At 53.1% G+C, this 25,792-nt stretch carries 26 protein-coding genes, 2 tRNA genes and 1 pseudogene; 12 read left to right on the top strand and 17 right to left on the bottom strand.

Annotated features, from left to right (window positions below):
* The first annotated feature begins 24 nt into the window (after positions 1–24).
* Positions 25–918 carry a hypothetical protein gene (locus ACZ5BW_RS12610; RefSeq protein ID WP_464540467.1) on the top strand — a complete coding sequence of 298 codons (894 nt, stop codon included), beginning with the start codon at positions 25–27 and terminating at the stop codon, positions 916–918.
* 119 nt (positions 919–1,037) lie between these two features.
* Here the strand turns inward: ACZ5BW_RS12610 and recN are convergent, their stop codons facing one another.
* Together recN and ACZ5BW_RS12620 are read right to left on the bottom strand one after the other, a co-directional pair.
* The gene (recN, locus tag ACZ5BW_RS12615) at positions 1,038–2,756 is read right to left on the bottom strand and encodes a DNA repair protein RecN (RefSeq protein WP_464540469.1); all 1,719 of its coding nucleotides are present in this window, start codon (positions 2,754–2,756) and stop codon (positions 1,038–1,040) included.
* A gap of 16 nt (positions 2,757–2,772) precedes the next feature.
* The gene (locus ACZ5BW_RS12620; RefSeq protein WP_464540471.1) at positions 2,773–3,657 is read right to left on the bottom strand and encodes an NAD kinase; all 885 of its coding nucleotides are present in this window, start codon (positions 3,655–3,657) and stop codon (positions 2,773–2,775) included.
* A 271-nt stretch (positions 3,658–3,928) separates the two neighbouring features.
* On the opposite strand from ACZ5BW_RS12620, the gene hrcA reads away from it, so the two are divergent.
* Both hrcA and hemH read left to right on the top strand, forming a co-directional pair.
* Positions 3,929–4,948 carry a heat-inducible transcriptional repressor HrcA gene (hrcA, locus tag ACZ5BW_RS12625; RefSeq protein ID WP_074975923.1) on the top strand — a complete coding sequence of 340 codons (1,020 nt, stop codon included), beginning with the start codon at positions 3,929–3,931 and terminating at the stop codon, positions 4,946–4,948.
* A gap of 23 nt (positions 4,949–4,971) precedes the next feature.
* Complete coding sequence (hemH, locus tag ACZ5BW_RS12630) at positions 4,972–6,096, top strand: ferrochelatase (protein WP_464540473.1); 1,125 nt, start codon at positions 4,972–4,974, stop codon at positions 6,094–6,096.
* Positions 6,097–6,236: 140 nt separating this feature from the next.
* Here hemH and ACZ5BW_RS12635 read toward each other — a convergent pair whose 3' ends face one another.
* The 6 genes from ACZ5BW_RS12635 to queA form a co-directional block, all read right to left on the bottom strand.
* Positions 6,237–6,896 (bottom strand): DedA family protein, encoded by a 660-nt coding sequence (locus ACZ5BW_RS12635; RefSeq protein WP_464540475.1) that lies wholly within the window; start codon positions 6,894–6,896, stop codon positions 6,237–6,239.
* Between the two features lie 70 nt (positions 6,897–6,966).
* A complete protein-coding gene (gene secF / locus ACZ5BW_RS12640) occupies positions 6,967–7,899 on the bottom strand; it encodes a protein translocase subunit SecF (RefSeq protein ID WP_464540477.1) in 933 nt (310 codons plus the stop codon).
* A gap of 41 nt (positions 7,900–7,940) precedes the next feature.
* Positions 7,941–9,785: a protein translocase subunit SecD gene (secD, locus tag ACZ5BW_RS12645; RefSeq protein WP_464540479.1), complete on the bottom strand. Its 1,845-nt coding sequence runs from the start codon at positions 9,783–9,785 to the stop codon at positions 7,941–7,943.
* Positions 9,786–9,855: 70 nt separating this feature from the next.
* Positions 9,856–10,194: a preprotein translocase subunit YajC gene (gene yajC / locus ACZ5BW_RS12650; protein WP_464540481.1), complete on the bottom strand. Its 339-nt coding sequence runs from the start codon at positions 10,192–10,194 to the stop codon at positions 9,856–9,858.
* A gap of 39 nt (positions 10,195–10,233) precedes the next feature.
* Positions 10,234–11,337: a tRNA guanosine(34) transglycosylase Tgt gene (tgt, locus tag ACZ5BW_RS12655; RefSeq protein ID WP_464540483.1), complete on the bottom strand. Its 1,104-nt coding sequence runs from the start codon at positions 11,335–11,337 to the stop codon at positions 10,234–10,236.
* Positions 11,338–11,376: 39 nt separating this feature from the next.
* The gene (gene queA / locus ACZ5BW_RS12660; protein ID WP_464540485.1) at positions 11,377–12,441 is read right to left on the bottom strand and encodes a tRNA preQ1(34) S-adenosylmethionine ribosyltransferase-isomerase QueA; all 1,065 of its coding nucleotides are present in this window, start codon (positions 12,439–12,441) and stop codon (positions 11,377–11,379) included.
* A 98-nt stretch (positions 12,442–12,539) separates the two neighbouring features.
* On the opposite strand from queA, the gene ACZ5BW_RS12665 reads away from it, so the two are divergent.
* Positions 12,540–12,626: transfer RNA gene (locus ACZ5BW_RS12665), tRNA-Leu, on the top strand.
* A 10-nt stretch (positions 12,627–12,636) separates the two neighbouring features.
* On the opposite strand, the pseudogene ACZ5BW_RS12670 reads toward ACZ5BW_RS12665, so the two are convergent.
* From ACZ5BW_RS12670 to ACZ5BW_RS12685, 4 genes and pseudogenes are all read right to left on the bottom strand, one after another.
* A pseudogene (locus ACZ5BW_RS12670) lies at positions 12,637–13,024 on the bottom strand (transposase); the annotation flags it as partial.
* A 349-nt stretch (positions 13,025–13,373) separates the two neighbouring features.
* The gene (locus ACZ5BW_RS12675; protein ID WP_464540487.1) at positions 13,374–13,601 is read right to left on the bottom strand and encodes a PEP-CTERM sorting domain-containing protein; all 228 of its coding nucleotides are present in this window, start codon (positions 13,599–13,601) and stop codon (positions 13,374–13,376) included.
* On the bottom strand, positions 13,531–13,944 hold the full coding sequence (locus ACZ5BW_RS12680; RefSeq protein ID WP_464540489.1) for a hypothetical protein: 414 nt from the start codon (positions 13,942–13,944) through the stop codon (positions 13,531–13,533). Before ACZ5BW_RS12680 ends, ACZ5BW_RS12675 begins: the two co-directional genes overlap by 71 nt.
* Positions 13,945–14,053: 109 nt before the next feature.
* On the bottom strand, positions 14,054–14,521 hold the full coding sequence (locus ACZ5BW_RS12685) for a hypothetical protein (protein WP_464540491.1): 468 nt from the start codon (positions 14,519–14,521) through the stop codon (positions 14,054–14,056).
* A gap of 375 nt (positions 14,522–14,896) precedes the next feature.
* On the opposite strand from ACZ5BW_RS12685, the gene ACZ5BW_RS12690 reads away from it, so the two are divergent.
* Together ACZ5BW_RS12690 and ACZ5BW_RS12695 are read left to right on the top strand one after the other, a co-directional pair.
* Entirely contained in the window at positions 14,897–15,133 is a 237-nt protein-coding gene (locus ACZ5BW_RS12690; RefSeq protein ID WP_464574166.1) for a hypothetical protein, read from the top strand.
* Positions 15,134–15,559: 426 nt separating this feature from the next.
* On the top strand, positions 15,560–16,324 hold the full coding sequence (locus tag ACZ5BW_RS12695) for a Kazal-type serine protease inhibitor domain protein (RefSeq protein WP_464540495.1): 765 nt from the start codon (positions 15,560–15,562) through the stop codon (positions 16,322–16,324).
* A 124-nt stretch (positions 16,325–16,448) separates the two neighbouring features.
* Here the strand turns inward: ACZ5BW_RS12695 and chaB are convergent, their stop codons facing one another.
* Positions 16,449–16,679 carry a putative cation transport regulator ChaB gene (chaB, locus tag ACZ5BW_RS12700; protein ID WP_464540497.1) on the bottom strand — a complete coding sequence of 77 codons (231 nt, stop codon included), beginning with the start codon at positions 16,677–16,679 and terminating at the stop codon, positions 16,449–16,451.
* A gap of 620 nt (positions 16,680–17,299) precedes the next feature.
* Here chaB and ACZ5BW_RS12705 point away from each other — a divergent pair.
* Positions 17,300–17,773 carry a surface-adhesin E family protein gene (locus ACZ5BW_RS12705; protein WP_464574167.1) on the top strand — a complete coding sequence of 158 codons (474 nt, stop codon included), beginning with the start codon at positions 17,300–17,302 and terminating at the stop codon, positions 17,771–17,773.
* Between the two features lie 42 nt (positions 17,774–17,815).
* Positions 17,816–18,571, top strand: coding sequence for a hypothetical protein (locus ACZ5BW_RS12710; protein ID WP_464540501.1), 756 nt, complete (start codon positions 17,816–17,818; stop codon positions 18,569–18,571).
* On the opposite strand, the gene ACZ5BW_RS12715 is transcribed toward ACZ5BW_RS12710, so the two are convergent.
* The 3 genes from ACZ5BW_RS12715 to ACZ5BW_RS12725 all read right to left on the bottom strand — a co-directional run bounded on the left by ACZ5BW_RS12715 (position 18,503) and on the right by ACZ5BW_RS12725 (position 20,434).
* Positions 18,503–18,757, bottom strand: a complete 255-nt coding sequence (locus ACZ5BW_RS12715) for a transposase (protein WP_464543712.1) — start codon at positions 18,755–18,757, stop codon at positions 18,503–18,505. The genes ACZ5BW_RS12710 and ACZ5BW_RS12715 overlap by 69 nt on opposite strands.
* Positions 18,757–19,392: a PEP-CTERM sorting domain-containing protein gene (locus tag ACZ5BW_RS12720; RefSeq protein ID WP_464540503.1), complete on the bottom strand. Its 636-nt coding sequence runs from the start codon at positions 19,390–19,392 to the stop codon at positions 18,757–18,759. The genes ACZ5BW_RS12715 and ACZ5BW_RS12720 overlap by 1 nt, the downstream gene beginning before the upstream one ends.
* A 966-nt stretch (positions 19,393–20,358) precedes the next feature.
* Positions 20,359–20,434 (bottom strand) — tRNA-Met (locus tag ACZ5BW_RS12725).
* A 209-nt stretch (positions 20,435–20,643) separates the two neighbouring features.
* Here ACZ5BW_RS12725 and ACZ5BW_RS12730 point away from each other — a divergent pair.
* Entirely contained in the window at positions 20,644–21,813 is a 1,170-nt protein-coding gene (locus ACZ5BW_RS12730; RefSeq protein ID WP_464540505.1) for a UbiH/UbiF family hydroxylase, read from the top strand.
* An 85-nt stretch (positions 21,814–21,898) separates the two neighbouring features.
* Entirely contained in the window at positions 21,899–22,618 is a 720-nt protein-coding gene (locus ACZ5BW_RS12735; protein WP_464540507.1) for a DsbC family protein, read from the top strand.
* Positions 22,619–22,669: 51 nt separating this feature from the next.
* Here the strand turns inward: ACZ5BW_RS12735 and mltA are convergent, their stop codons facing one another.
* Positions 22,670–23,863, bottom strand: coding sequence for a murein transglycosylase A (gene mltA, locus ACZ5BW_RS12740; protein WP_464540509.1), 1,194 nt, complete (start codon positions 23,861–23,863; stop codon positions 22,670–22,672).
* A gap of 89 nt (positions 23,864–23,952) precedes the next feature.
* Here mltA and ACZ5BW_RS12745 point away from each other — a divergent pair, with 89 nt between their 5' ends.
* Complete coding sequence (locus tag ACZ5BW_RS12745) at positions 23,953–24,075, top strand: hypothetical protein (protein ID WP_464540511.1); 123 nt, start codon at positions 23,953–23,955, stop codon at positions 24,073–24,075.
* Between the two features lie 329 nt (positions 24,076–24,404).
* Positions 24,405–25,748 carry an NADP-specific glutamate dehydrogenase gene (gdhA, locus tag ACZ5BW_RS12750; protein WP_464540513.1) on the top strand — a complete coding sequence of 448 codons (1,344 nt, stop codon included), beginning with the start codon at positions 24,405–24,407 and terminating at the stop codon, positions 25,746–25,748.
* Positions 25,749–25,792 lie beyond the last annotated feature (44 nt).

Consider the following 25,792-nt stretch of genomic DNA (forward strand, 5'->3'; position numbering starts at 1 on the left):
CCACTAACCGGAGCCCCGAAGCCTATGGCATCAGCAAAATACCTCTCCATTTTTTCTCCCGCAACGAAGCAGCAAAGACGGGAAAACTTTGATAGCTATTGGGAATTTACCCAGCAACATGGCGGGCAATTTTTCGAGGATGACAAAGACCTGGAAAAAAAGCGCGCCAGACTCAAGCATTTTCAGGATCATCCGGTCCACTTGCGCCGGCCGCTTCCCAATCCTGAAGCCTTTTATCGTAATTATGTCGAGATGCAGGATGATCCTTCTTCCCTGGATCGCACGACGCTAATGTTGACATGCATCTACAAATTCGCAAGACACGAATGGGTAGGAATAAAGGCGGCCTGGAATGCCGTTCCCGCCATGGCATCTTCATACACGGTGGAAAATAAGATCAGCCGGGTGCATTTAGCGGAAGAGTTCTGCCACATACGGCTTTTTGACGAAATGTTGCGTACCTGCGGTCTCGATAAGGTGGAATGGGTACCTTTGAATCCGATCAAGGAAAAGATTTACGAGCAGTTTCCAAAATTTCCGGAACTTTTGATGGCCCCTCCCGCTTTTGTGACTGAATTGATGGGGGTAACTTTTTATTGCCATTTATACCGACTGTTCGACGAGGTATTGGCTGAGGAACCCGAAGTCTGTCAGCGGCTAAAAGAGCTGTTGGATGAAATTACCATTGATGAGGTAGCCCATGTAGGGCAGCGCAGAAATTTTATCGGGCCGATAGGTATGAAAATATCGAAAGGATTGCTTGAGCCGTTTTATAGGCTGTTTTTTAATGATATTCCTGAAATCAGGCAGTTGCTCAATGTTAACCGGATGATCAAGGACGGTATTACCTTTGATTTTAATCAATTGCCTGCACATATAATTCAGCGCAGTTGGGTTCCCTCATACTGCAAAGCCTGAAAACAGTAGTGGCAAGCTGAGGCCGGTATCCTGCCCCAGCACCATTCGCCTCGCACACCTCGCTACCGCAAACCCTCACATTATTCAGGCACGAGACAAATTGAAAAAATGACGTTCTGTTATATGGTTGGATGCATCGGTGATTGATCAGTGCCGTCTGCTTCCCCGGCGGAAAGCAGCATCTCCGCAGCATGACTACGAGTCGTATCTGTAATTTTCGTCCCGCCGAGCATGCGCGCAATTTCCTCGACCCGCTCCTGCCTGTCAAGCGCAACGATACGGCTTGTCACTTTTCCTCCACTCGCAGAATCAGCTGATTTGCTCACCCGCCATTGATGATCTCCGGCCGATGCGACTTGCGCCAGATGAGTAATGCACAACACCTGCCGCTCCCTGCCCAGCCTTTTCAGCAGGGTACCCACGATTTCTGCCACCCGCCCGCCGATCCCCACGTCTACCTCGTCAAAGATCAAGGTGGGAACCGTACCGAGCTTGGCAGTAATCACGCTGATTGCCAGACCGATGCGCGATAGTTCGCCTCCCGACGCGACCTTTGCGAGCGGACGCAATGGCAGAGTCTTGTGGGCCGCAACCTGAAACTCGATCTGTTCCATGCCGTGTGCCGTTCCCTGCTCAAGAGGCAGCAACGCCAACGAAAATTCACCGCCAGCCATTGCCAGCGTTTGCATTGCGGCGGTAACCTGTTGACTTAAGGTACTGGCGGCGGTTGACCTCTCAATAGTCAATTTTTTTGCAAGTTCACTATATTCACTGCCCGCAGCGGCTTCCTCCCTTGCCAGGGATTCCACATCTCCCTTGTTCCCCAATGCTTGCAGCCGTTCGGTAAAGCCTTTCAACAGTTCAGGCAGCTCTTCCGGCGCCACTCGATACTTCCTCGCTGCGGCATGAATCTCCGCCAACCGTTCCTCGACTTGCGACAAGCGCTGCGGATCCAGTTCCAGCCGCTGCTGGTAGCGGCCAAGCTCATACACGGCTTCCTGCAACTGGATCTGACCCGGTTCAAGTAAATCGAGAACCGCTTTCAGGCTCTGATCGTAGTCCACCATCTGATGTAACCGTGAAATTACCGAGTTGATCTGCGAGAGGACTGCGAACTCACCCTCCGACAGTGCTTCGAGCCCTGCCTGAGCCGTCTCCAGCAGGCTGGCGGCATTGGACAAGCGGCTGTGTTCGGCCTGCAGGCTTTCCCATTCATCATTCGAGAAATTCAAGGTAGAAAGCTCGCTTACCTGCCACTCCAGTTCTTCCCGTTCACGGGCGAAAGCTGCTGCATTCTGCTCCCATGCCTCGCGCTGCTGCCGCGCTGCCTGCCACCGGCGGTAAGCTTCCGCCACTTGCCTGGCCAGCGGCTTGCTCCCGGCATAAGAATCGAGCAGTTCGCGCTGCACTTCACTGCGCAACATGGACTGATGAACGTGCTGCCCCTGAATGTCCACCAGACTTTCTCCAATCGCCCGCAATTGCTGTAAAGTAGCGGAATTTCCATTAATGAAACTGCGCGAGCGGCCACCTGCATCCACCAATCTGCGCAACAGGCAGACACCCTCTTCTTCCTGGTTTTCGAATCCGTTTTCATGCAGCCAGGCAATCACGTCGGGCAGGTCCTCCACCTCGAATTCCGCGCTGATTTCCGCCCGCTCGCAGCCGTTACGAACCGCACTCGCATCACTCCGCTCCCCCAGCACGAGTGAGAGTGCATCAATCAGAATGGATTTGCCAGCGCCGGTTTCCCCGGTAAGGACGGTAAAACCGGGAGCAAATTCCAGGTCTATCCGATCAACGATGACAAAATCGCGAATGGCAAGAAACTTCAACATAGAAACTCCACAGCGTTCAGGTCGGGTTTCTGGGGAGGCCGCTCCAACCCAGTTTCTCCCGCAACATGCGGTAGTAGCTGTGGTCGGAGGGATGCAGCAACGTTACCCTATGGGGCGAGCGCCGAACCATCACCTTGTCGTTTTCCTCCAGGTCGAAATGGGAATGACTGTCAAAATGAACACGTGCAACCGCTGTACGCTGCATCAGGATTTCCACCACCGCATCCGGTCCGACAACGATCGGACGATTGCTCAGAGTATGCGGACTGACCGGCACCAGTGCAACCAGATCGAGGCTCGGATGAAGTATAGGGCCTCCCGCTGACAATGCATACGCCGTCGAACCGGTTGGCGTGGCAACAATCAGGCCGTCGGAACGCAGCAAACAAACATATTCGTCGTTGATGCGCACTTCAAATTCGATCATATTGCCGCCAATTCCCCGGTTGACAGCCACGTCGTTCAGCGCCAGCCCGCCAAAGGTGGTGACATTGCTGCGCGCCACCTCCGCATAGAGCAGCATGCGCTGCTCCGTAATATATTGACCTTCGAGTATGGCGCCAAGCACCTGCTGCATGGTATCAATGGACAGATCCGTAAGAAAGCCGAGGCGCCCCTGATTGATGCCGACCAGCGGCACATTGAAGGGCGCAAGCTTCCGCGCGATATTGAGCATGGTACCGTCTCCGCCCAGGACGATTGCGAGGTCGGCACGCCTGCCGATCTCTTCCATGGCGACAGCCGGATAGCTGTCCTCACCCATGCTTGCGGCAGTAAGGTTATCGAGCAGCACAGTCAGGTTCCGGCTTTGCAGATAGCGCGCCAAACTCGACAGCGGTGTTACGACGCCCGGATTCTTGTGCTTGCCTATCAGCGCTACTGTCTGGAAGGAAGAACTCATTCTATTGAATAAATACCTTTAATACCCTTAGCTACTTCTGCTACCTGCGAGCCGCGAAATGGCTCTTCTCCTGTCGAGATTAAACCATATCGGCAGGAAGGTGACAAAGGGTTCCCCATGGGAGGCTTGCCCTTCCCGTCTGACTCTGCCCGGCTCACGCCGAAAATCCTTATGGAATCTTTTCACCCGATTGAAGATCAAAAGATGAGGTACGATTCCTTTTCGCAGGAACAGAAAGGCCGAAAATGAAATCCTGGTGTAGAATATCCGAATGCTGAATAAACGCGCACAGATTTTGCTTAAGACCTTGGTGGAACGCTATATAAGCGAAGGCCAGCCGGTGGGATCGCGCTCGCTCTCAAAATTTTCCGGGCTGGATCTCAGCGCGGCCACGATTCGAAACGTAATGGCGGATCTCGAGGAAATGGGCCTGGTTGCCAGCCCGCACGCCTCTGCCGGCCGTATACCTACTCATCAGGGCTACCGTTTTTTTGTGGATACGCTGCTGGTGGTCAAACCTCTGGACGTCATCCAGATTCATCAATTGGAGGATCAGCTCCATCCGGACAATCCCTCGCGGTTGATCAGCTCCGCCTCGCAATTGCTGGCCGAACTCACCCGCTTTGCCGGGGTGGTAGTCAGCCCCAAGCGTAACAGCGCCATATTCCGTTATATAGAATTTATGTCGCTGTCGGAAAAACGTGTTTTGCTCATTATTGTCACTCCGGAAGGAGACGTTCAAAATCGCGTGCTTTTCACCGACAGGAATTACAGCCAGTCTGAACTGACGGAGGCGGCGAATTTCATCAACCGCAATTATGCCGGTTGCGCCATCGACGAGATCCGCACCCGTCTGCAAAGTGAGCTGAAGCAATTGCGCCAGGACATGACCTCGCTGATGACCGCCGCCATCGATGCAGGCGACGCGGCAATCAGGGAAAACAGCGAGGCCGTAATAGTGGCTGGTGAACGCAAGCTTCTGGACGTCCAGGATTTATCCAGCAATATGGCAAGCCTGAAAAAGCTGTTCGATCTGTTCGAACGCAAGACGGCGTTGCTGCAATTGCTGGAATTCAGCCGCAAGGCGGAAGGTGTGCAAATCTTTATCGGAGAAGAGTGCGGGGTCGTCACCATGGATGAATTCAGCGTTGTTACAGCGCCTTACAGGGTGGATGGAAAAATGGTCGGTACGGTTGCCGTCATCGGCCCCACCCGGATGGCTTACGAACGTGTCATTCCTGTCGTGGATATGACGGCAAGACTGCTGTCGAGCGCATTGTCCCTGCATTAGGGAATCTCCGGAATCATCCCGCCTTGATTTCCCCCGAGCCTGCTTCCCATCAGGGCGCGCCTAGCCAGACCGGAGTCCTGCTGATCAATCTCGGCACGCCGGAGGCGCCCACTCCAGAAGCGCTACGCCCTTATCTCAAGCAGTTCCTCAGTAATCCGCGCGTTATAGAATTGCCGCAGTGGCTGTGGTGGCCCATCCTCAACGGCATCATACTCAATACCAGACCGAAAAAATCGGCGGAAAAGTATGCGCAGGTGTGGATGCCGGAGGGGTCGCCACTCAAGGTTCACACTGCCCGCCAGACCCGGCTGCTCCAGGACTTTCTGGCAAAGCGCCTCCACCCTGCCGCCGCGCCTGTCGTGCAATATGCAATGAGCATAGGCAGCCCGTCGGTAGTGGAAATGCTGGAACGCTTCCGGAAACAGGGTTGTGACCAGCTGCTCGTACTGCCGCTCTATCCCCAATACGCTGCCAGCAGCACTGCTTCAGCATTCGACGAGGTATTCACGCAACTGGCAAAGCTGCGTAATATCCCTGCTGTGCGCATGGTGAAACACTACCACGATCATCCAGGATATATCGCTGCGCTCGCAAACAACGTGAGCGACCACTGGGCAAAAGCAGGCAGGCCGGATAAGCTCGTAATGAGCTTTCATGGGATACCCCGCTCGTCCGTAGACAAAGGGGACCCTTACCAGGATGAATGTCGGAAAACGGGCCTCTTACTGGCAGAAGCGCTGGAACTGGATGCAAGCCAGTATCAGATCTGCTTTCAGTCCCGCTTTGGCAGGGCGGAATGGCTGAGGCCCTACACGGCTGACACCCTGGAGCAGCTAGGCAGGCAAGGGATACGGCGTATCGATGTCGTCTGCCCCGGTTTCGTCTCCGACTGTCTTGAAACGCTCGAAGAAATCGCCATGGAGGGGAAGACCATTTTTATCCAGGCCGGAGGTCATCAGTTCCACTACATTCCCTGCCTGAATGAACGCGATGACTGGATACACGCGCTGGGCGACATTACCCTTGCCAATCTACAGGGATGGACGGACTCTGGCTTTGCGAATAAGAAAGACTCCGGCAGGGATGAAGAGGCTATCGCTTTATCGCAAGGAGAGACATCCGCGACTGACAAAAGCGTCGGCTATTAATTCCGTGGGCAAACAGTACAAACGTCATACCGGCGGAAGCCGGTATCCAGTGACGTTCAAAGTACGCCCATTATTGGTTTGGCTGTATTCCGGTTTGCTGGATTCGAGTCAGGCCCGGAATGACGAGGTTCATAGTCGCTCTAGCGGGCGCGGGCTGTGGCGCGATTTCCGAGCCAGCCTCTCATGAACTGGATCAACCCGGGAAGAACCGAAATGATAATGATGCCGAAAATGAAGAAAGTCAGATTATTCTTTACTATCGGCACATTGCCGAAGAAGAAACCCCCGAACACGAAAAAACTGATCCAGAAAACGCTGCCGAAGGCGCTGTAAGCCATGAAACGAGGATAAACCATTCGTCCGATACCTGCGACAAACGGCGCAAAGGTACGGATGATAGGCAGAAAACGTGCAAAGATTATGGTCTTTCCACCATGCCTGGCATAAAAGGCCTCGGTTTTTTCCAGATGGGCGCGATTCAACAAGCGCGAGTCAGTCCGCTTGAATATTCTCGGGCCGAAATAGCGCCCGATCCAATAATTCGTATTATCTCCGCAGAATGCCGCCAGCATGAGCAGCGCCGCCAGCCCGGTTACCTCCATCGCGCCTGTAGCTGCGATGGCGCCCGCGACAAACAGCAGCGAGTCCCCTGGCAGGAACGGAGTCACCACCAGGCCTGTTTCACAAAAAATTATCAGGAACAGTATGAGATAAACCCAACTGCCATAATTCTCCACCAGCCAGATCAGGTGTTTATCCAGGTGGAGGATGATGTCGATAAAGGTGGCAATAATTTCCAAAATGAGCCTGAAATGGATATGAAAGGCCCCCGAGAGGGAAAAGCCTGGGTTTTGATTTATGGATTCCGGTTCAAGGTACTGCTTCCGGTTCGGGTTTCTTTTCGGGTTTGACAATATCCTTGCGCGAAACACCCAACAGCATGAGAAGGGGGCTTGCGACCAGCACAGAGGAATAAATGCCGAACAGAATGCCGATGGTGAGCGCCAGAGCGAAGTAATGCAGTGATTCTCCGCCGAAAAGCAGCATCGATACCACGACCATCTGGGTGCTGCCATGCGTGATGATGGTACGCGACATGGTGCGGGTTATGGCGTTATCGATGACTTGCGACACGGACGCCCTGCGCATTTTGCGGAAATTCTCCCGTATCCGGTCGAATACCACCACCGATTCGTTTACCGAATACCCCAGAATCGCGAGTATGGCGGCAAGAACCGTGAGTGAAAACTCCCATTGGAAGAATGCGAAAAATCCCAGGATAATCACGACGTCATGCAGGTTGGCGATGATGCCGGAAACGCCGAATTTCCACTCGAACCGGATGGCGAGATAAGCAACGATCCCCAGCGACACAATCAGCAAGGCCAGTGCGCCGTTTTCCACCAGTTCCTTGCCTACCTGGGGGCCCACAAACTCTACTCGGCGCAACTCCGCCGCCTCATCATCCGCGCGCAACGCGGCGATCACCGTCTCGGAAAGTTTTGCGCTCGACATGTCGGCCTTGGCTGGCAGGCGTATCAACACATCCCGGGAGGTGCCAAAATTCTGCACGCTGGCGTCAGCCATTCCGAGTTTGATCAAGGTACCCCGGATGCGGTTGAGATCTGCCGGTTGGGTGTAACTGACTTCCATGACCGTTCCGCCGGTAAAATCGACCCCCAGATTCAACCCCTTGGTAACGAGAAAAAAAACGGCTACGATAAAAGTAACCAGGGAAATGGTCGTCGTGTATTTCCCCCAACTCATGAAAGGGATGTCGCGCTTGAACCTGAAAAATTCCATTGATGGCCCTTATTCTCTCAAAAGGTACGCTTTTTCCGCTGTCAACGCTTGTTGGTCACAGGCTTCCACACCTGCCCGATGGAAACCCGTTCCAGCTTGCGGCGGTTGCCATATACCAGATTGACGAAGCCGCGCGAGACCATCACCGCGCTGAACATGGAAGTCAGTATCCCCAGGCACAGCACTACCGCAAACCCCTTTATCGGCCCCGACCCGAACGCAAACAAAGCGATTCCTGCAATCAGGGTAGTGATGTTGGAATCGAGAATGGTCGCCCAGGCGCGCTCATAACCGGCGTTTATCGCAGCCTGCGGCGCCATGCCCTTCCTCAGTTCGTCCCGTATGCGTTCGTTGATCAGTACGTTGGCGTCGATGGCCATCCCCAGGGTAAGCGCAATAGCAGCCATGCCGGGCAGTGTGAGCGTTGCCTGCAGAATCGAAAGAAGACCGACCAGCAGCAACAGGTTGACGCCGAGTGCCAGCACCGAGATGAAGCCGAACACCAGATAATAGATTGTCATGAAAACGGCAATCATCGCGAAACCATAAAGGGTCGAATCAAATCCGCTCTCGATGTTTTCCGCGCCCAGGCTCGGACCCACGGTTCGCTCCTCGACGATATCCATGGGAGCAGCCAGCGCCCCTGCGCGCAGCAGCAACGCCACATCCCTTGCTTCCTCGGAAGTCATGCGACCACTGATCTGCACCCTTCCACCGCCGATTTCTTCCCGGATCACCGGCGCGGTGACCACTTCAGCCTGGTTTTTCTCGATCAGCAGAATGGCCATGCGCTTGCCCACGTTATCGCGGGTAAGCTGCTGGAAGATGCGGGCTCCGCTGTTGTCCAGGTTGAGGTGGACCGCTGGCTGGTTATTGTTGTCGAAGCCCGGCTGCGCATCGTTGATCCGGTCACCCGTCAGCACTACCTGTTTTTTTACCAGCAGCGGGCCGCCTCCGCGTTCGTTGTACAGCTCCGAGCCAAAGGGAATCTGTCCCCTCAAGGCGGCACTGAGGTCGTGTTCCTCGTCAACCATGCGAACTTCGAGCGTGGCCGTGCGTCCCAGAATATCCTTGGCTTTGGCGGTATCCTGCACACCGGGCAGTTGCACCACCACCCGGTCCGCCCCGGCCTGCTGAATGATAGGCTCGGCCACGCCAAGCTCGTTGACACGATTGCGCAGGGTGGTGATGTTCTGCTGTACGGCGGCATCCTGGATGCGCTTCTGCGCCTCCGGCCTCAATGTGGCCGCCAGATGGAACTCGGTGCCGACATTCTCTTCCCGCAAATCCAGGTCAGGGTAGTTCTTTTTGATTTCCGCCTCTGCCTGCGCGCGCGATTCCGCATTGCGGAATTTGACGATGATCAGCGAGCCGCGCTTGTCAAGGCCCGCATAGGGAATTTTTTTCTCCCGCAGACTGCCGCGGATATCGGAACCGAAGCGATCAAGGGCTTTGGAGAGAGCGCCCTTCATATCCACCTCCAGCAGGAAATGGACACCGCCGCGGAGATCGAGCCCAAGATACATCGGCAGTGCGCCCACCCTGGCCAGCCATTGGGGAGAATTGGGCAGGAGATTCAGTGCCACCATGTAGCCGTTGCCCAGCAGCGATTGGAGCGTGTCCCTGGCCTTGATCTGAGTATCGGTATCGGTAAAGCGCACCTTGATGCTGCCCCCCTCCAGAAACATGCCGCTGGTTGGCAGGTTGGCTTCCTTGAGCGCTTCTTCAACGCGATTCAGCAACCCGGTATCGGCCTTGGCTGTAGTCCTCAGTGGCGAAATCTGCACCGCCGGCGATTCTCCATAGAAATTCGGCAGGGTATAGAGCAGGCCAAGCAGTATCGAAACCGCGATAAGGAGGTATTTCCAGGCAGGATAGCGGTTCATGTTTTCGGAGTAGACAGAGGAGGAGAAGGGGCGAAACGCCCGCGTCGTACAGTGTTTACAATAGTTTCAATTATTCTTTTTCGATGGTGTTCAATGTTCCCTTGGGGAGCAGGGTTTGAACAGACGACTTCAGTATGACAACCTGCACATTTTCTGCAACCTGCAGGACGATGTAATTTCCGCTGATCCTGGCCACCCGGCCCAGCACGCCCGCCGCAGTTGCCACTTCGTCGCCTTTTTGCAACGCCTCGATCATCAGCTTCTGTTCCTTGGCGCGCTTCGCCTGGGGACGAATCAGCAGCAGGTAAAACACGACGAATATGGCGATCAGCGGGAGCAGACTCATAAAATCGGCTCCGGGCGGTACGGCGGGTGCGGTGGCCTGAGCGTAGGCTGCACTAATCAACATGGCATTCTCCGGTAATGGGATAAAAAGAACATGATTTTATCACGATGCCGTTTGTGCTTGAAATGCTTGCGCATATTCCTGGAACTGCCCGTTTTCGATTGCAGTGCGGATTTCGCCCATCAACTGCTGATAATAATACAGGTTATGCAGCGTGTTGAGACGCGCACCCAGAATTTCGCCGGTTCGCTGCAAATGATGCAGATAAGCGCGGCTGAAATGCCGGCAAGTATAGCAGGTGCAGTGGTCGTCCGCCGGACGGGTATCGAGGCGATACTGGCTGTTGCGCAGCTTGATGACTCCTGCTCGCGTATACAACCATCCATTGCGCGCATTGCGGGTCGGCAGCACGCAATCGAACATGTCTACACCTTGCACCACCGCATCCACGATATCAGCGGGAGTGCCTACACCCATGAGGTACCGGGGCTTCTCCGCTGGCAGCCGGGGCGCGGTATGTCTGAGAATGCGCCGCATGTCGGCCTTGGGCTCTCCCACTGAAAGCCCTCCGATTGCATAGCCATCGAAGCCGATGTCCAGCAACCCCGCCAGGGATTCATCGCGCAGATTTTCGTACATCCCCCCCTGCACGATACCGAACAGCGCGTTGCGGTTTCCACCTTCATCATGCGCCTGCCTTGAGCGCTTCGCCCAGCGCATGCTCAATTCCATGGATTGGCCCACCGCCTGCTCATCCGCCGGATAAGGCGTGCATTCATCGAATATCATGACGATGTCAGAATTGAGCACATGCTGGATACGCATCGATTCCTCGGGCGTAAGAAAGCACGTGTCACCGTTGACGGGAGACTTGAACTTCACCCCCTGCTCGGTGATTTTTCTCAGGACGCCGAGGCTGAATACCTGGAACCCGCCGGAATCGGTCAGTATGGGGCCGTCCCACCCCATGAACCGGTGCAATCCACCATGCGCTTCGATGACTTCGAGGCCCGGGCGCAGCCACAAGTGGAAGGTATTGCCAAGGACGATATGTGCGTTGATGGCTTGCAAATCTGCTGGTGACATTGTTTTTACCGCACCATAGGTACCCACGGGCATGAAAGCGGGCGTTTCCACCACGCCGTGTGTGAGCGACAAGGTGCCGCGACGGGCCAGGCCGTCAGTTCGATGTAATTGAAATTTCATGGATCACGCTACTGAGTAAAGCAGTTCCCTCTATACCCTCTACGACTTTTCGATCAGCATCGCGTCACCAAAGCTGAAGAAGCGATAGCGTTCCTCTATCGCATATCGATACGCCCGTCGGATATTTTCGACCCCGCCGAACGCGGACACGAGCATTAACAAGGTCGACCGCGGCAAATGAAAGTTGGTCAGCAGGCAATCCACCACCCGGAATTGATAACCCGGCGTAATGAAAATATCGGTTTCGCCCGCTCCGCATTTTATCTGAGCGCCATCTTCCCCATTATCGCGTTCCGCTCGCCCTCCCGCTGATGCTGCCGCGGCTTCCAGCGCCCTGAGCGATGTGGTGCCGACTGCCAGCACCCGCCCACCTTCGGCTTTCGCATTCCTGATGCATTCTACGGTTTCCGCAGAGACATCAAAAATTTCGCTGTGCATTCTGTGATCGACAATATTTTCCACCCGGACCGGCTGGAAAGTGCCGGACCCCACATGCAGCGTCACATGCGCCATCACCACCCCCATTTTCCGTAACAACTCCAGCATGGGCTTATCGAAATGCAGGCCTGCGGTCGGAGCCGCCACAGCGCCAGGTCGAGTCGCATAAATGGTCTGATACCGCAGCTCGTCAGATTTTTCCACTGGGCGCGATATATAAGGAGGCAGCGGCAGATTGCCGTAACGTTCCAGCAACTCGATGACCGTACCCTCGTGCCCGAATTGCAGGGTATAAAAATCGTGCTCCCGGGACAGGACAGTAACCTCGATCGCGTCGGCAAGGAAAAGCTTCGATCCTGGTTTCGGTGAATGACTGGCGCGAATAGCAGCCAGCACGCGCTGCCTGTCCAGCACGCGCTCCACCAATACCTCTACCCTGCCGCCGGTATCTCTCACGCCATACAGGCGCGCCTTGATGACGCGGGTATCGTTAAAAACAACCACGTCACCGGCGCGCAAATAAGACGGGAGGTCGGCAAACACCCTATCCTGCAATGCGCCGCTTGCAGCGTCGAGATGCAACAGCCGGCTATTGCCCCGCTTCTCGGCTGGAAACTGCGCAATCAGTTCAGGGGGAAGGTCGAAGTCGAAGTCCTGAATTTTCATCGCGCGTATTATACCGGCAGGAGGAATCGCGCTACGGGTTGCCGCAAATGGGGTTTTCAGTGATAATGCCCCTCCTGAAAAAGAACAGGAAAAGCTTTGCCGGGATGGCGGAATTGGTAGACGCACGGGACTCAAAATCCCGCGACCGCGAGGTCATGGGGGTTCGATTCCCCCTCCCGGCACCACCGGCCGTCGCACGGCATGGAGTTTTGAATTCAAGCCGCCCTTCGTGCGACTGATATGGAGGGGAACATCCCCTTTTTTAAAAGGCTGGCTGCCGTACGGTGCGCCTTGAGATGCGTGGCGTCAATCATTAGCTGATCAGGTGTTCCGGCTTTGCCACCCAGTTCCGCAAAAATGCGGTTGAATATGCCCATCTTGCTCCAGCGCACAAAGCGATTGTAGAGCGTCTTGTGCGGGCCGTAGCCTTTGGGAGCGTCCTTCCATTGCAGGCCATTCTTTATCACGTAAATAATCCACTGATCACCCGCAAATCGTCCACACGCGGCACCCCATGCGACAATGGAAAATAAGGCTTTATGCAATCGAATTGTTTCTTTGACAGCATAAAAAGATCACTCATGGCAACACCTCCTGCCATAAGTGAATCACATCTCTTCACTTCCGTGAATCCCAAAATTAATAGGTCCTGAACCTAGAATCTTCCTCTGTATTAAGTCCACCAAAGCGTGCCTCCGCCGCTTTCCATTCGATCTTGCCTGCCACTCCCTACAGACTGTGGCGTTGATCCAGCATCTGCTTCAAACGCATGCGAAACAGGTCCTCATATGCGCTCCATCATGGGGTAAAAACTTCAATCCTGGCAATTCCATCAGCTCTTGTATATCCCTAAATCCTGGTATCTATAAGGACTAGAGACGTATTTCAGGGGTAACTATTTAACGGCACAGGAGGCTATAAGCCAAAGGTTCCTACCTCCATCGTCTTTCGCGCGCCATAAATCCGATTAGACCAAGGCCTGCAAGAAAGAGCGCATAAATCTCAGGCTCGGGGATGAGTCCGATTGCGAGGACTTGCCCAGCGTTATTGATAGCAGTGGCTCGGAGTAGAACCTCGCCGGGTGGCATATCAACCAGTGAATTGAGGTCTGTCATGCCTTCTCCGTTGGGGACCGGTAATAAACGCGTGTTGAGTTCCATTCTCCGTATTGGCCCACCCCACTACCTGTCCTATATCGTTAATTGCAAGAGGTTCGCTGCCAAGGCCTCCTAGTGTGCCGAGATCGGTCAGTTCCGTGGCACTCGCATTGGTTATGAAAGCATGGGAAACCCCGTTACCGTCGGAAGAACCTATTACCTGTCCTGCCTCATTAATCCCCACAGCCGCGCTATAGTAATTTCCAGCCAGAGCCCCTATGTCAGTCCAGAATCCCGAGGGGGTATCGGAGAAGCCGAGAACAGCATGTCCGGATGCCGCTCCCACAATTTGTTCTGAGTTATTAATAGCCAGAAACATATCGTTATTATCAAATGGTCCAAGCAATCCAGTGTATCGATATGCTACTCCCACGCCAGATTGAATTACTACAGCTGGATTAATGGGTGAAAAAGGCTCCGCAGGGAAATCCCATCCCACTACTGTCCCCCTATCGTTAATTCCGCTGGCTTGAAATCCGAGGTAGGTTGTACCCACGCCATTGGGACCAGTAACGAAAGAATGAGCCCAGGTAAAAAAGCCTTCTGGATCGGACGTGGATGGATGGGTAATTCCCGATAACCTGTCCAGCATTGTTGATTCCGACAGCCCCGCTATAGGAGCTTAACAAGGGGTCGGTGGTCATGCCCACTCTACTCATCCCCATCCCGTTCGGTCCGGTTAGAAAGGCATGAGTCTCGCCTGAAGCGGTTTTCGAACTGCCGACCACCTGTCCGGCATCATTGATGTCTATAGCAATAGTGTTCCCTCCTCCCAGGCTCCCGAGGCTGGTTACTTGCTTGCTGTCAAGATCAATAAGGAATGAATGCTGTTCGGCGGTGGCATGCGTGACGAAACCGAGGCCGATAAGCAGTGTTGTGGCAAGAATGAGACTGCGGACCTCGAAGCAATGTTTGATTATCATTGTAAGCTCCAGAAAGGTGGATTGAAGGATTGATTCTCCCCAGATCAGGTTCGATCAATTGTTTGAGACATTATCTATGGTGCCAAGCCCGATCCTAATCCCCGTTCCCTTTTCTTTTCAACCGCTTTTTGAGCATCTTTTTCTGACTTAAGCTATGTCCCACATCGTCACTAACGGGAATCTTGATCCTCTCAGATATTGACGGTATCTTTAAGAACAAATAGGAGGAAGCGCACGAGCAAAGGTTCACAGCCAGATGTTCGAGTCCTCCTTCTATTTGCCAGGAACTCCGAGCACCCCATTTGACGCTCCTCGCAATTCGTCCAATGTTCCAGCCATTCGAAACGAGTACCAATCTGACCATAAGGAAGTGCAATGCCATCCGATCTGGACTCCGAATCAATAATAATCGTCTGCCCTCACTGCTCGAATCAGCATGAAGAGACGATCTTGCGGCTGAAGTATGAACCGAGACTTTCCTGCCCGGATTGCGGCCAATATATCGTCATCAATCTCCTCGATCTCTATACCATGCTTGAATCAGCGCAAAAATCCTGTAAGGCGCTTCTCAAAAAACTGGCTGGCGCGTCGAACGGTAAAAACCTGCGTTGACCCGAAGGATTTAGCTCGTTATAACCTTGGCGGAAATCAAAGCGATACTCAAATCGTAGAGGTCAGGTTAGCAAGAAAAATCCATTTAATCCAAATAGCATAACCTCTACCTGTCCCCTGGAAAAAGTAGATTCATAGTAGATTCATGCCTCCGCACCCTGATCACCCCCCCCCCCTCCTCTGCCCCAAAGGCTGGCTATCCAGCCGGCCCTCCTCCCTGATCCCTGATAAAAGAAAAGCCATTGTTTTGAAAGTCCCGGAAACAAGCTTGACTGTAGGGCAAATACTGCTATGAATAAATCTGGAAATCCGAATGCCCTCTTGTCACTGGAGTAATGACGGTCAAAAACGCTTCATGCCTGTTCATGACTTTGACATTTGAAGGCCTGCGGGGTTTGTGCGAATTCCGACAATGAGGAGGTCGTTATGAAACAGTTGCGAATGAGGGGATTTCTGTCCGCATTGATGGGACTGTGTGGTCTGCTTGTTATTCCCGTTTCACAGGCGGAGCCGGTGAAGCCTTCCAAGACAATCAAGACGGAGTATCAGTATTCCGCCAAAGTTGCGTGTTCATTGCTGCTGCCCCACCAGGACGGAACATTGGCGCGCGGCACTTATCGCACCACGGTCAACATTCATAATCCGAGCGACAAAAAAATCAGCATTGCCGCCAAGGTGGCGCTTGCCACCCAGTTTGGCTCCGAGCCCGGACCGTTCGATGTGACCCCTTTCAAGGAGGCGGTCATTCAGCCGGATGGAGCAGTGGGAGTAAACTGCTTTGATATCGCCGGCTACTTTTGTCCGATCGATGGCGTGTGCGTGGATTTCGCCTTTCTTGAAGGATTCCTGGTTGTGAAAAGCCCGGTGCCCCTGGATGTTGTCGGTGTTTATACCGCTCGGCATACTGATGGAGATGTCGAATCCATCGACGTAGAAGCGGTCGAGGGACGCCAGGTTCGCGAAACGGTCAAGACAGGTGCAGCAGAACCGACGAAGCCGGGAGGAGGCAAGCGCGTCGATTATCCGCCGAAGGGAAGCTCAGCGTATGGCGAGAAGGAGCCGAAGCAGATGTGCGGCGGCATAGCCGGCTTCCCCTGCCCTGAGGGCAAGAAGTGTGTGGATGATCCTTCAGACAATTGCGATCCGGCACGTGGCGGAGCGGATTGCAGTGGTATCTGCGTAAAACAATGATTTGGAGTAATCGCGGAAAAAGCGTTTTTCCTGACAGGGGCGAATGCGATTCGTCCCTGTTCAGAGATTCCCTGGAATTGGCAAGTGCATGGCAATTTCCCCCAAAAATTTCCCCCCAAAAAGATCAGGACTTTTTCTTGCGCCATTCGTCGCCCTCTTTCTCGTATTCCTTTTTTACGGCCGCCCAGGCTACCTTGTGCGCCGTTTCTTCGCGCGAAGCATGTTCCCTGCGCTCATCCGGGTCCTTATACTCATCCCAGGCGTTATTGAAAGTGGCCCTGTATATTTCCTGCGCGTGCTTTGGCAGGACATTGGTAACGTTGTCCGGAAGATCTTTCAATGTATCGTATGGCATGGCGCTTCTCCTGAATCCGCGTTGAAAAAAATAGTATCTGGTCTCCGGTGCAAAACCAGGATATAAAATTCAATATAGCAGGCATGCCTGATAACGCTGCAAGCATTGGTTCGCGATCGGCTTGCGGAATGGAATGAGCAGAAAGGGGAGATATAAACAAAAAATGGACTGGCGAGAATACCAACCCATTCAGAGTGGTAGCGAATCCCAGATCCGAACTGGAGACCAACGGATTATGATTCCGAGTCAATCAATACGTCATAACAAGCTACAACAAATTAAAAAAAAGAATCAGTATATTAATCTCTTTTTTTATCTTGGCTGATTGCATTTTATTGCTGTTTTTTACTGGCAAGTGTCCCACCAGTGCACTCTAGGAGCGATTATTTTTTCCTCGACAAGGGTAAGACATGGATAATCCATAAATAAATGCTGAAATAGTGTTATAGCCAATTACAGGGGAAGAGGCCGGGGGGCTTCGTCGGCAGGCGGGGGTGGCAGTAAGGTATCCCGCCCTAGGCACTTCATATGGCGCCATTCACTTTTTTTGGCTTTCCCTGATTCGCGACGAGCCACTTTCTGATACCCATACTCAGCAATAGGTACCCAGGTCCAATTTTTTGCCCAACAGTAAAGGTACAAAATGGAAACTGGCGATTGAAACTTGCAATCTCCCTTTGGACTTTATTTTCATAATCGTGAAAAAAACAATCTTAGGTTTACTGTTGGGGCTTTTAAGCGCCAGCGCAACGGCCGAATGGACTTTGATTACCTCAAACGATGAGCTTGACGTTTATGTAGACGCCGCAACATCTCCCAAAGTAAACAACAAAGCCAAAACTTGGGTATTAAGCAACTATAAAACCGAGCAGAAAAATGAGAGCTTAAAAAAGTTGTATTGGTCAACCAAAGGCCAGTTTGAATACGACTGTGTAGAAGTAAAGCTCAGGATACTCGCCTTGTTGCAATTTTCCGAACCCATGGGAGGTGGTCACGTCCTCTATCAGAGTACTGACGTCTCCAATTGGGCCCCAGTGCCGCCCAAGAGTATTGGATTTGTTCTATGGCAGTCAGCTTGCGGAAAAAAACAATAAAACTCCATAGCGTAGGATGAAGGGTTTTACCTCCCCCAAAACATGAACCCTTGGTCAATTAACCCCCCATGGCAAAATTTCTCTTCACTTTATCGGGAAGCCATTTCAGCCTCAGACGCAAAGACTGAGGTAGAACGACGCCATCACTTGACCGCAGCTCTCTATTTCGGAGTAGCGGCCCTTGAAGCGTTCCTCAATCGGCAGATGCGCGAACGGCAAACGCCGTCGACGCCCGAAAAAAAGGTGATGAAATTGCTCCGCTACACAAACCTGCTTGATAAAGTGGAGAAGTGGCCCGCGGAGTTGATAGGGAAACCAATATTGCTGAACGAGTTAACCAAAGAACTGATTAAAGATTTTAACGATATTAGAGGCGATCTTACCCATTCCAAGACGTCAGGACACGACATATACGGGAAGCTTCAGACGGTCAATCCAACAACCGTCATCGATACTATCGCGGAATACATTGTACGATTTCACGAGGCAGCAGAAAATCGTTTCCCTTATTGGGTATTCGACTGGAACTACCTCAATCCAGGTATAGGGGGATACGAAATACTCCCTTTGAATGAGCAGCAGTTCTGTTTCTCTCTTCGAACACTGGGAATGTCTACAGGTGGATTCGTTTCAGAGGAGGCGTGGAAAAACAAAAATCTGACTACATATGAAGCCTATGTTCGAATCCGAGACTTCCTGCTTTTACAAACCGAGTGTGAGCCTAAGAACTTATCTGTAAATAATATTTGTTTTTCCCGGGCCTTCTGCCTTGCGGAAGGCGATGATGGCGCAGCCTAACATAAGAAGTGCGAGGTAGCTGCGGTGTGTTTTCTCGAACCGGACCAGTAGTTTCCGGAAGCGATTCAGCCAGGAATGGCTGACTTCGACCACCCAGCGCCGTGCTCGATGTTTCGGATTCTGCACCTTGGCCTGGACCTCCTCATTGCGGGGGCGCACATGAGGGGTATAGCCGTGCGACTCCATCACCCGTCGCGCGGGCTCGCCTGTGTATCCTGCTTACGGCGCACGATAAAACCGACGAGTCCGAGGCCGACAATCAGCATAGTGTAGGTCTCTGGCTCGGGGATCAGGGGGATCTCCGGTCCAGTAGCATTGGTAAACTGTGAGAAGTTTGTGATACCCGTCTGGGAGTCATTTTCCCAGGAATGCCACCAACCATCGGTGCTGTTAGTAATGGATCCCGGCAAAGATGTGAAACTGAATGAACCAGATTCTCCCGGCATGATTCCAGGTCCTACACTATTCCGGATGTCGTACTCGACGGGCTGCCCAGAACAGCAATCAAATTCCCACCCTGAGTTTGGTGCGCTCAGGTCAGCCAGACCCAGACCTGCCGCATTTGGTATGGCGAGTTCAAAACCGGAGAATCCGTTGCTGGTACCTGGATTAGGATCGTATGTGTGATTCGTTACATCATATTTCCAGAAGTATTTACTAAAGTCGCCCAGGTAATTATCCTCAACAGTTACATTGATAGTGATAAGACCACCGTAATTGTGCGAATTGGAAAGTACCGTTGTCGCTGATACTGTGCCAGACGCAATAAACGTCGCTACTACCGCGCTGCCAACCTGCTTCGCTATACTCAATTTATACATATTTCGATCCCCAAAAAATAAGCAATGGCTCAGTACTATAGAATAGGGAGTGCATAAAACAATAGACCTTTCGGACTATCCAATAGATCTCCAGGACTATTGGTGTCCGAGGGGCGGGTGCGGCTATAGGCGAATTCTCCGCCTACTCCGCATTAGGAATGGCAAAAACAGACAAATGTGTGGCAGACTGAACAATCAGGAACTCGGCGCTATTACGCTAGTGCGCTTGACGCTGACACGAGTGATCACGTGAGATGACTGGGTGACCATATCCTACAATATGTTGCCCCCGGTTTATGTCCTTGGATGATCATGCTCCAAGAGGGCGAGTTGCAGTTCATCGGTATGACCGGGGACTACCGAACATCAAGAGAAGCCGCAGAGAAGAAAAAACCGTGGATATGTGCTCGGGTAGAGAGGTCGCTAACAGACTCTCCTAACTGGCGGCATTAATAATGTGCTCGTCTGTATCCTTACCCCTCACAAGTAGGGAAAAAGGTTCCACAATTATCTCTGCCATCCGAGTATCCCAATTAATTGATGAGGCAGGAGACTGCTTCATTGCTTGCGCTCATGTCAACTTATCCCCTCCAAAGAAAGAAGGCGGTGGGCATTATCACCAGCTATTAATTCGGCGAGCAAACAGTACAAACGTCATACCGGCGGAAACCGGTATCCAGCGACGTTCAAAGCACGTCATTATTGGTTTGGGCTGGATTCCGGGTCAAGCCCGGAATGACGAGATTCATAGTATTTTCTGGCCGGATCAATAGGTGATACGTGTAAAAGTATCCAATGCTATGCGTTTGATACGGCGTAACATAATTGAATGGTCCTAGATACAGATACAGAATAAGATAAGGATATAGAAGCGGCAAAGGGGGTAAAGTTAACCTGCAAGTGTCCCAACAGTGTCCCACAATGTGTAGGCTATGAGGTTACTGTTACGCCAAGCATTGATTCTTTTGGTAGCGAATCCCAGATTCGAACTGGGGACCAACGGATTATGATTCCGCTGCTCTAACCACTGAGCTAATTCGCCACGTGTTTATATGGAAGGTCTGGCATTATGCCTTCGCACCACGTTCCTGTCAAGATTCGGAATGGAGTTACCAGTTATCTAATTGATTGATTCAGTTATTAAAATAGGAGGGGCACAGCTGTTGTTTCATAAATCCACCGAGGCAAAAACGGGCATACCGGCTTATCCATGCATCCCCGCGCAGCAGAAAGCGGCTGTATAATGATTCCATGAAATTCGATGTCGTTATCGTGGGGGGCGGATTGGTTGGGGCAAGTCTGGCGCTTGCCCTCAAGGATAGCGGTCTTAAAATAGCGCTGGTTGAATTCCGCCCCATACCGCCGCTTCCTGCCGATGAGAGCTGGGACAGCAGGGTCTACGCCATCAGTCCGGGCAGCGCTGCATTCCTGCAAAATCTGGGAGTGTGGGACGCTCTCGACCAGGAGCGTGTGACTCCTGTTTACAATATGGCTGTCTTCGGCGACGACAGCGCGGCGCGGCTGGATTTCAGCGCCTACAATATCGGTGTCCTCGAACTGGCTTTCATAGTGGAAAACCGCCAGCTCCAGAACGCCGCCTGGAAGGAGATCAAGCGCCGCGGGAACTCGATCCAGGTTTTTTGTCCCGCGCAATGTTCTCTGATGCTGCGCGCCGAGTCTCACGCCGAGCTGCATCTCGATGATGGAACTGTCGTGCAGGCGGGGTTGATCGTTGGGGCGGACGGGGTGAATTCCTGGGTACGTGAACAAGCTGGTATTGAAGTGGCGCGGCATTCCTATCAGCAGATGGGCGTGGTGGCAAACTTCGATGCAGCGCGCCATCATAATAACGTCGCCCATCAGTGGTTTCGGCGCGATGGCGTGCTGGCGCTCCTGCCAATGCCCGGCAGGCTGGTGTCCATGGTATGGTCTACAAAGGAAGAACCCGCGGAAACGATGCTCGGGCTGCCTGAAGAGGAATTATGCGAGCGCGTCGTCCGGGCTTCGCAACATGTCCTGGGCGAGATGCGGCTCGTTACGCGGCCTGCCGCTTTTCCCCTGAATTTTGTACATGTGAAAAAGCTGGCCCAGCCACATCTTGCGCTCATCGGCGACGCAGCGCATGGCATACATCCTCTTGCGGGACAGGGCGTGAATCTCGGTTTACGCGATGCGCAGGAACTCGCCTCTGTCATCTGCTCGCGCGGACTGCAATCGGATTGCGGTGATTACCTGTTGCTGCGTCGTTATGAACGCGCCCGCAAGGAAGACATCCTGGCCCTGGAACTGGTTACCGATGGCTTGCAGAAGCTGTTCAACCATACTCACCCGACACTCATTCGCCTGCGCAATCTGGGCCTGGAAATCACCAACCGGTTGCCTCTGATAAAAGACCGCTTGATGCAGCAGGCATTGAGTTGAACCCGGCTGATTCGTTTTCCTGTCCATCCACCAGAACAACCGCAGGCCGCCCGGCTGCATCCCATTCCAAAACGGAGTAAAGACCATGCGTTCAAAACTCATTTCTCTCGCTTTGCCTTCCCTATTGCTCTGCTTCCTTTCCAGCGCTTCCGCTGACGAGGCATCCCTGAAAAAATCGATTCAGGCAAATTTTCCCGGAGAGAAGGTCGAAAGCATAAAAAAAACGCCCTATCTCGGTCTATATGAAGTGGTGGTGGGAGGCGAATTGTTCTATACGGATGACAAGGTTTCGTACCTTTTTTTCGGTCACGTAATTGATCCGAAAACGAAGGAAAGCCTGACTTCCGAACGCTTGCAACAGATCAAGGAGGCTCGGCGCATCGATGTGGGCACTCTTCCCCTGGAGCATGCGATCAAGGCGGTCAAGGGGAATGGAAAACGCAAACTTGTCGTTTTCTCCGACCCAAACTGCCCTTTTTGCAAGCGTCTGGAAAAGGAACTGGTTAACGTAACGGATGTAACGATATATACCCTGCTTTATCCCGTGCTGAACGGTTCAATGCCGACTGCGACGGCGATATGGTGCTCCGAGGACAGGCTCAAGGCCTGGGAAGATTTCATGCTCAGGAATATTGCACCCGCCGGCAAGGATTGCACCACCCCCATAGACGTGATTCTCAAGGCAGGGAAAGAAAACGATATAAGCGGTACGCCTACCCTGATTTTTGCCAACGGCTCGCTAACGCCGGGATTGATTCCCGCGGAAACCATAGAAAAGAAATTAAACGCGACCTCCGCGAAATAGATAAATCGATGACAGGCGCTGGGAAGCGCCTGCATCCTCCAGTTCGCAGATTTATTTGGAGCTTCCCAGTACTCGCGCGGCAGGTGGAAAGTCCTTGGGCAGATATTCCACTGGCATCAATACCCACATCCTCCCCTTCTGCCTCATTTTCCCCGCGTTCTGCGCTGCGTCAGGGCCAAATCCCCAGAAAAAATCCGCCCGCACATTCCCTTTGATTGCCCCGCCTGTATCCTGCGCCACCATCAACCGTTGGAGCTGCTCATCGGTATTTGGCCAGGTAGTGGAAAGAAAGACCGGAGCGCCCTGGGGGATTACACGCGGATCCACCGCAAGGCTTCTTCCAGCCGTGAGAGGCACACCCATGGAGCCGAACGGACCTGCCATCGTGCCCGGCAGTTCACGGAAAAAGACGAAGCTTGAATTCTGATGCAAAATATTCGGCAATTTCTGGGGATTCTTCTGCCCCCAGGCCTTGATTCCCTGCATCGAGGCCCTTTCCAGGGGTAATTCGCCGCGATCCACCAGCAGCTTCCCGATGGACCTGTACGGGTGGCCGTTTTGATCCGCGTACCCCACCCTCACGATCTCGCCATTTTCAAGCTCCACCCGACCAGAACCCTGAATCTGCAGAAAAAACAGATCGACCTCGTCATCCACCCAGAGCAGTTCTTTTCCCTGTAGCGCTGGGGGGTTGCCGGATATTTCGGCTCGGCTATAGAAGGGAACCACCTTGCGCCCTTCGAGTCGTCCCCGCAACCGCATATTTTTGAGCTGGGGATAGACGGAACTCAGATCCACTATCAGCAGTTCTTCAGGGGTTGTGTAAAGCGGATAGCGGTAACGGGCGGACGGTGTGCGGCTCCCCTTGAGCAGAGGCTCGTAATAACCGGTAATAAGGCCATTGTCGGTCCCATCAGGATTCAATACCTGATAGGGAACAAAATAGCTTTCAAAAAACTGGCGCACCGTATCGTCATCCTGCCCCCTCATGGAATCAGCCTGAATGCAGGCTTCCTGCCATAGTGCCTTTTTTTTCAAAACGGTGCAGCTCTGGAGGAACGCATCCAGGGCCGGCACAATCTCGTCATCCCTCCAACCCTCTACTGTGTCCCAATCAGTGGCTTTGAGCACAGGCATGGGCTGGGGTTCGGCCGGTTTCTCCGTGACACGGGGAGTAGGAATGATATTGCAGGCGCCGAGCAACAGTAGCGCGACAATAGTAAATGTGCGTAATTGGTCTTTCATGAAGTTTTGGGTTAAAGTTTCATATCGGAAATCTCTGAACGAGCAATCCCGCTCGCAGCGGTATCAGAGGCTTCCCCTTAATATACATCATGGTTGATCCTATGTGGATATTACTGCTTGAAGCCGGCGTAGCGCTGTCGCTACTGATTCTCGTCGTCTGGTGGACGACAAGACCCGGAAAGAAGGATGAGGATGAAGACAATAAAGAGTAAGGACCTCAGGATCCCGGGCTGACAGTTGAAAGGCGGATGAGAGGACAACAGGAATATGATAATGAAGAACAAGAACACCCCTGGTCCGGCGCGCTTTGACTTGTCGGTTCGCTTTCCCTGTAAGCACCTTTGAAATGATTTTTGAAAGCCTGTTGCCGGAAAACAAGACGCTTGATGCTTCGATGTTTCATCTCTTCCACATGTTCCGCGCCTCCAGCTTTCCATCGCGCAATTCCGAACATAAATTCAGTGCGATTCCGCCAGTTATTTGGCAGAATACCTGTCTTGGGAAAATGGTTTAGCACAAGAGGACATAAGGGGAATAACCAATGAAATATCGCAGTTTCGAGGAATTCTGCGCGTATGTGGCGGAGCATAATCCGGGACAGCCCGAATATCTCCAGGCAGTGACGGAAGTCATGGAGAGCCTCTGGCCCTTTATTACGAAAAACCCTCGTTATGCGGAACACGGCATTCTCGACCGTCTCGTGGAGCCGGAGCGAATAATCATTTTTCGTGTGTCCTGGGTGGATGATCGGGGGGAGGTGAAGGTCAACCGAGGCTACCGCATACAGCACAGCTCTTCCATTGGCCCTTATAAAGGCGGCACCCGCTTTCATCCGTCCGTAAACCTTTCCATTCTCAAATTCCTGGCGTTCGAGCAAACGTTCAAGAACGCGCTTACGACACTTCCCATGGGTGGTGGCAAGGGTGGCGCCGATTTCAACCCCAAGGACCGTAGTCCCGGGGAGATCATGCGCTTCTGTCAGGCCTATATGACTGAGCTGTTTCGGCATATCGGCTCGGATGTCGATGTGCCGGCAGGCGATATCGGCGTGGGGGGGCGGGAAGTAGGTTTCATGGCAGGGATGATGAAAAAGCTTTCCAATCGTGCTGACTGCGTCTTCACCGGAAAGGGGTTGAGTTTCGGCGGATCCCTCATTCGTCCGGAAGCTACCGGCTACGGTACTGTCTACTTTGCCGAGGAGATGCTCAAGCAATCGGGACGCTCGCTGGAAGGCATGCGCGTTGCGGTTTCGGGTTCGGGAAACGTGGCGCAATATGCGGTGGAGAAAGCGATGGCGCTTGGCGCCAAAGTGATAACGGTTTCCGATTCAGACGGCACTGTAGTCGATGAAGAAGGTTTTACTCCCGAAAAGCTCGCTGAACTGATGGATGTGAAGAATAAGCAGTATGGCCGTATCAATGCCTATGCAGAGCGTGTGAAAGCCGATTTTATTCCCGGTAAAAGACCATGGCATGTTCCTGTAGAGGTCGCGCTGCCCTGCGCCACGCAGAACGAGCTAAATGAAGAGGACGCTGCCATGCTTATCAGGAACGGCGTGGTATGCGTGGCAGAGGGCGCCAACATGCCTTCCACCGCGGAGGCGGTAAAGCATTTCGAGCGCAGCGGGGTTCTTTTTGCACCCGGCAAAGCCAGCAATGCCGGCGGCGTGGCCACTTCCGGCCTGGAAATGAGCCAGAACGCCATGCGTCTTTCCTGGCAACGGGAAGAAGTGGACGCACGATTGCTCCAGATCATGCAGGCTATCCATCGCTCCTGCCTGGAGCATGGGCGGCGCGACGATGGCACCATCAGCTATGTCAACGGAGCGAATGTGGCGGGTTTCGTAAAGGTGGCGGATGCGATGATAGGCCAGGGCGTGATCTAGGGATCCGGCAGTCCCCGGTCCCCCCGGTCCCCCCGGTCCCGGTC

The organism is Nitrosospira sp. TNL300 (assembly GCF_055385915.1).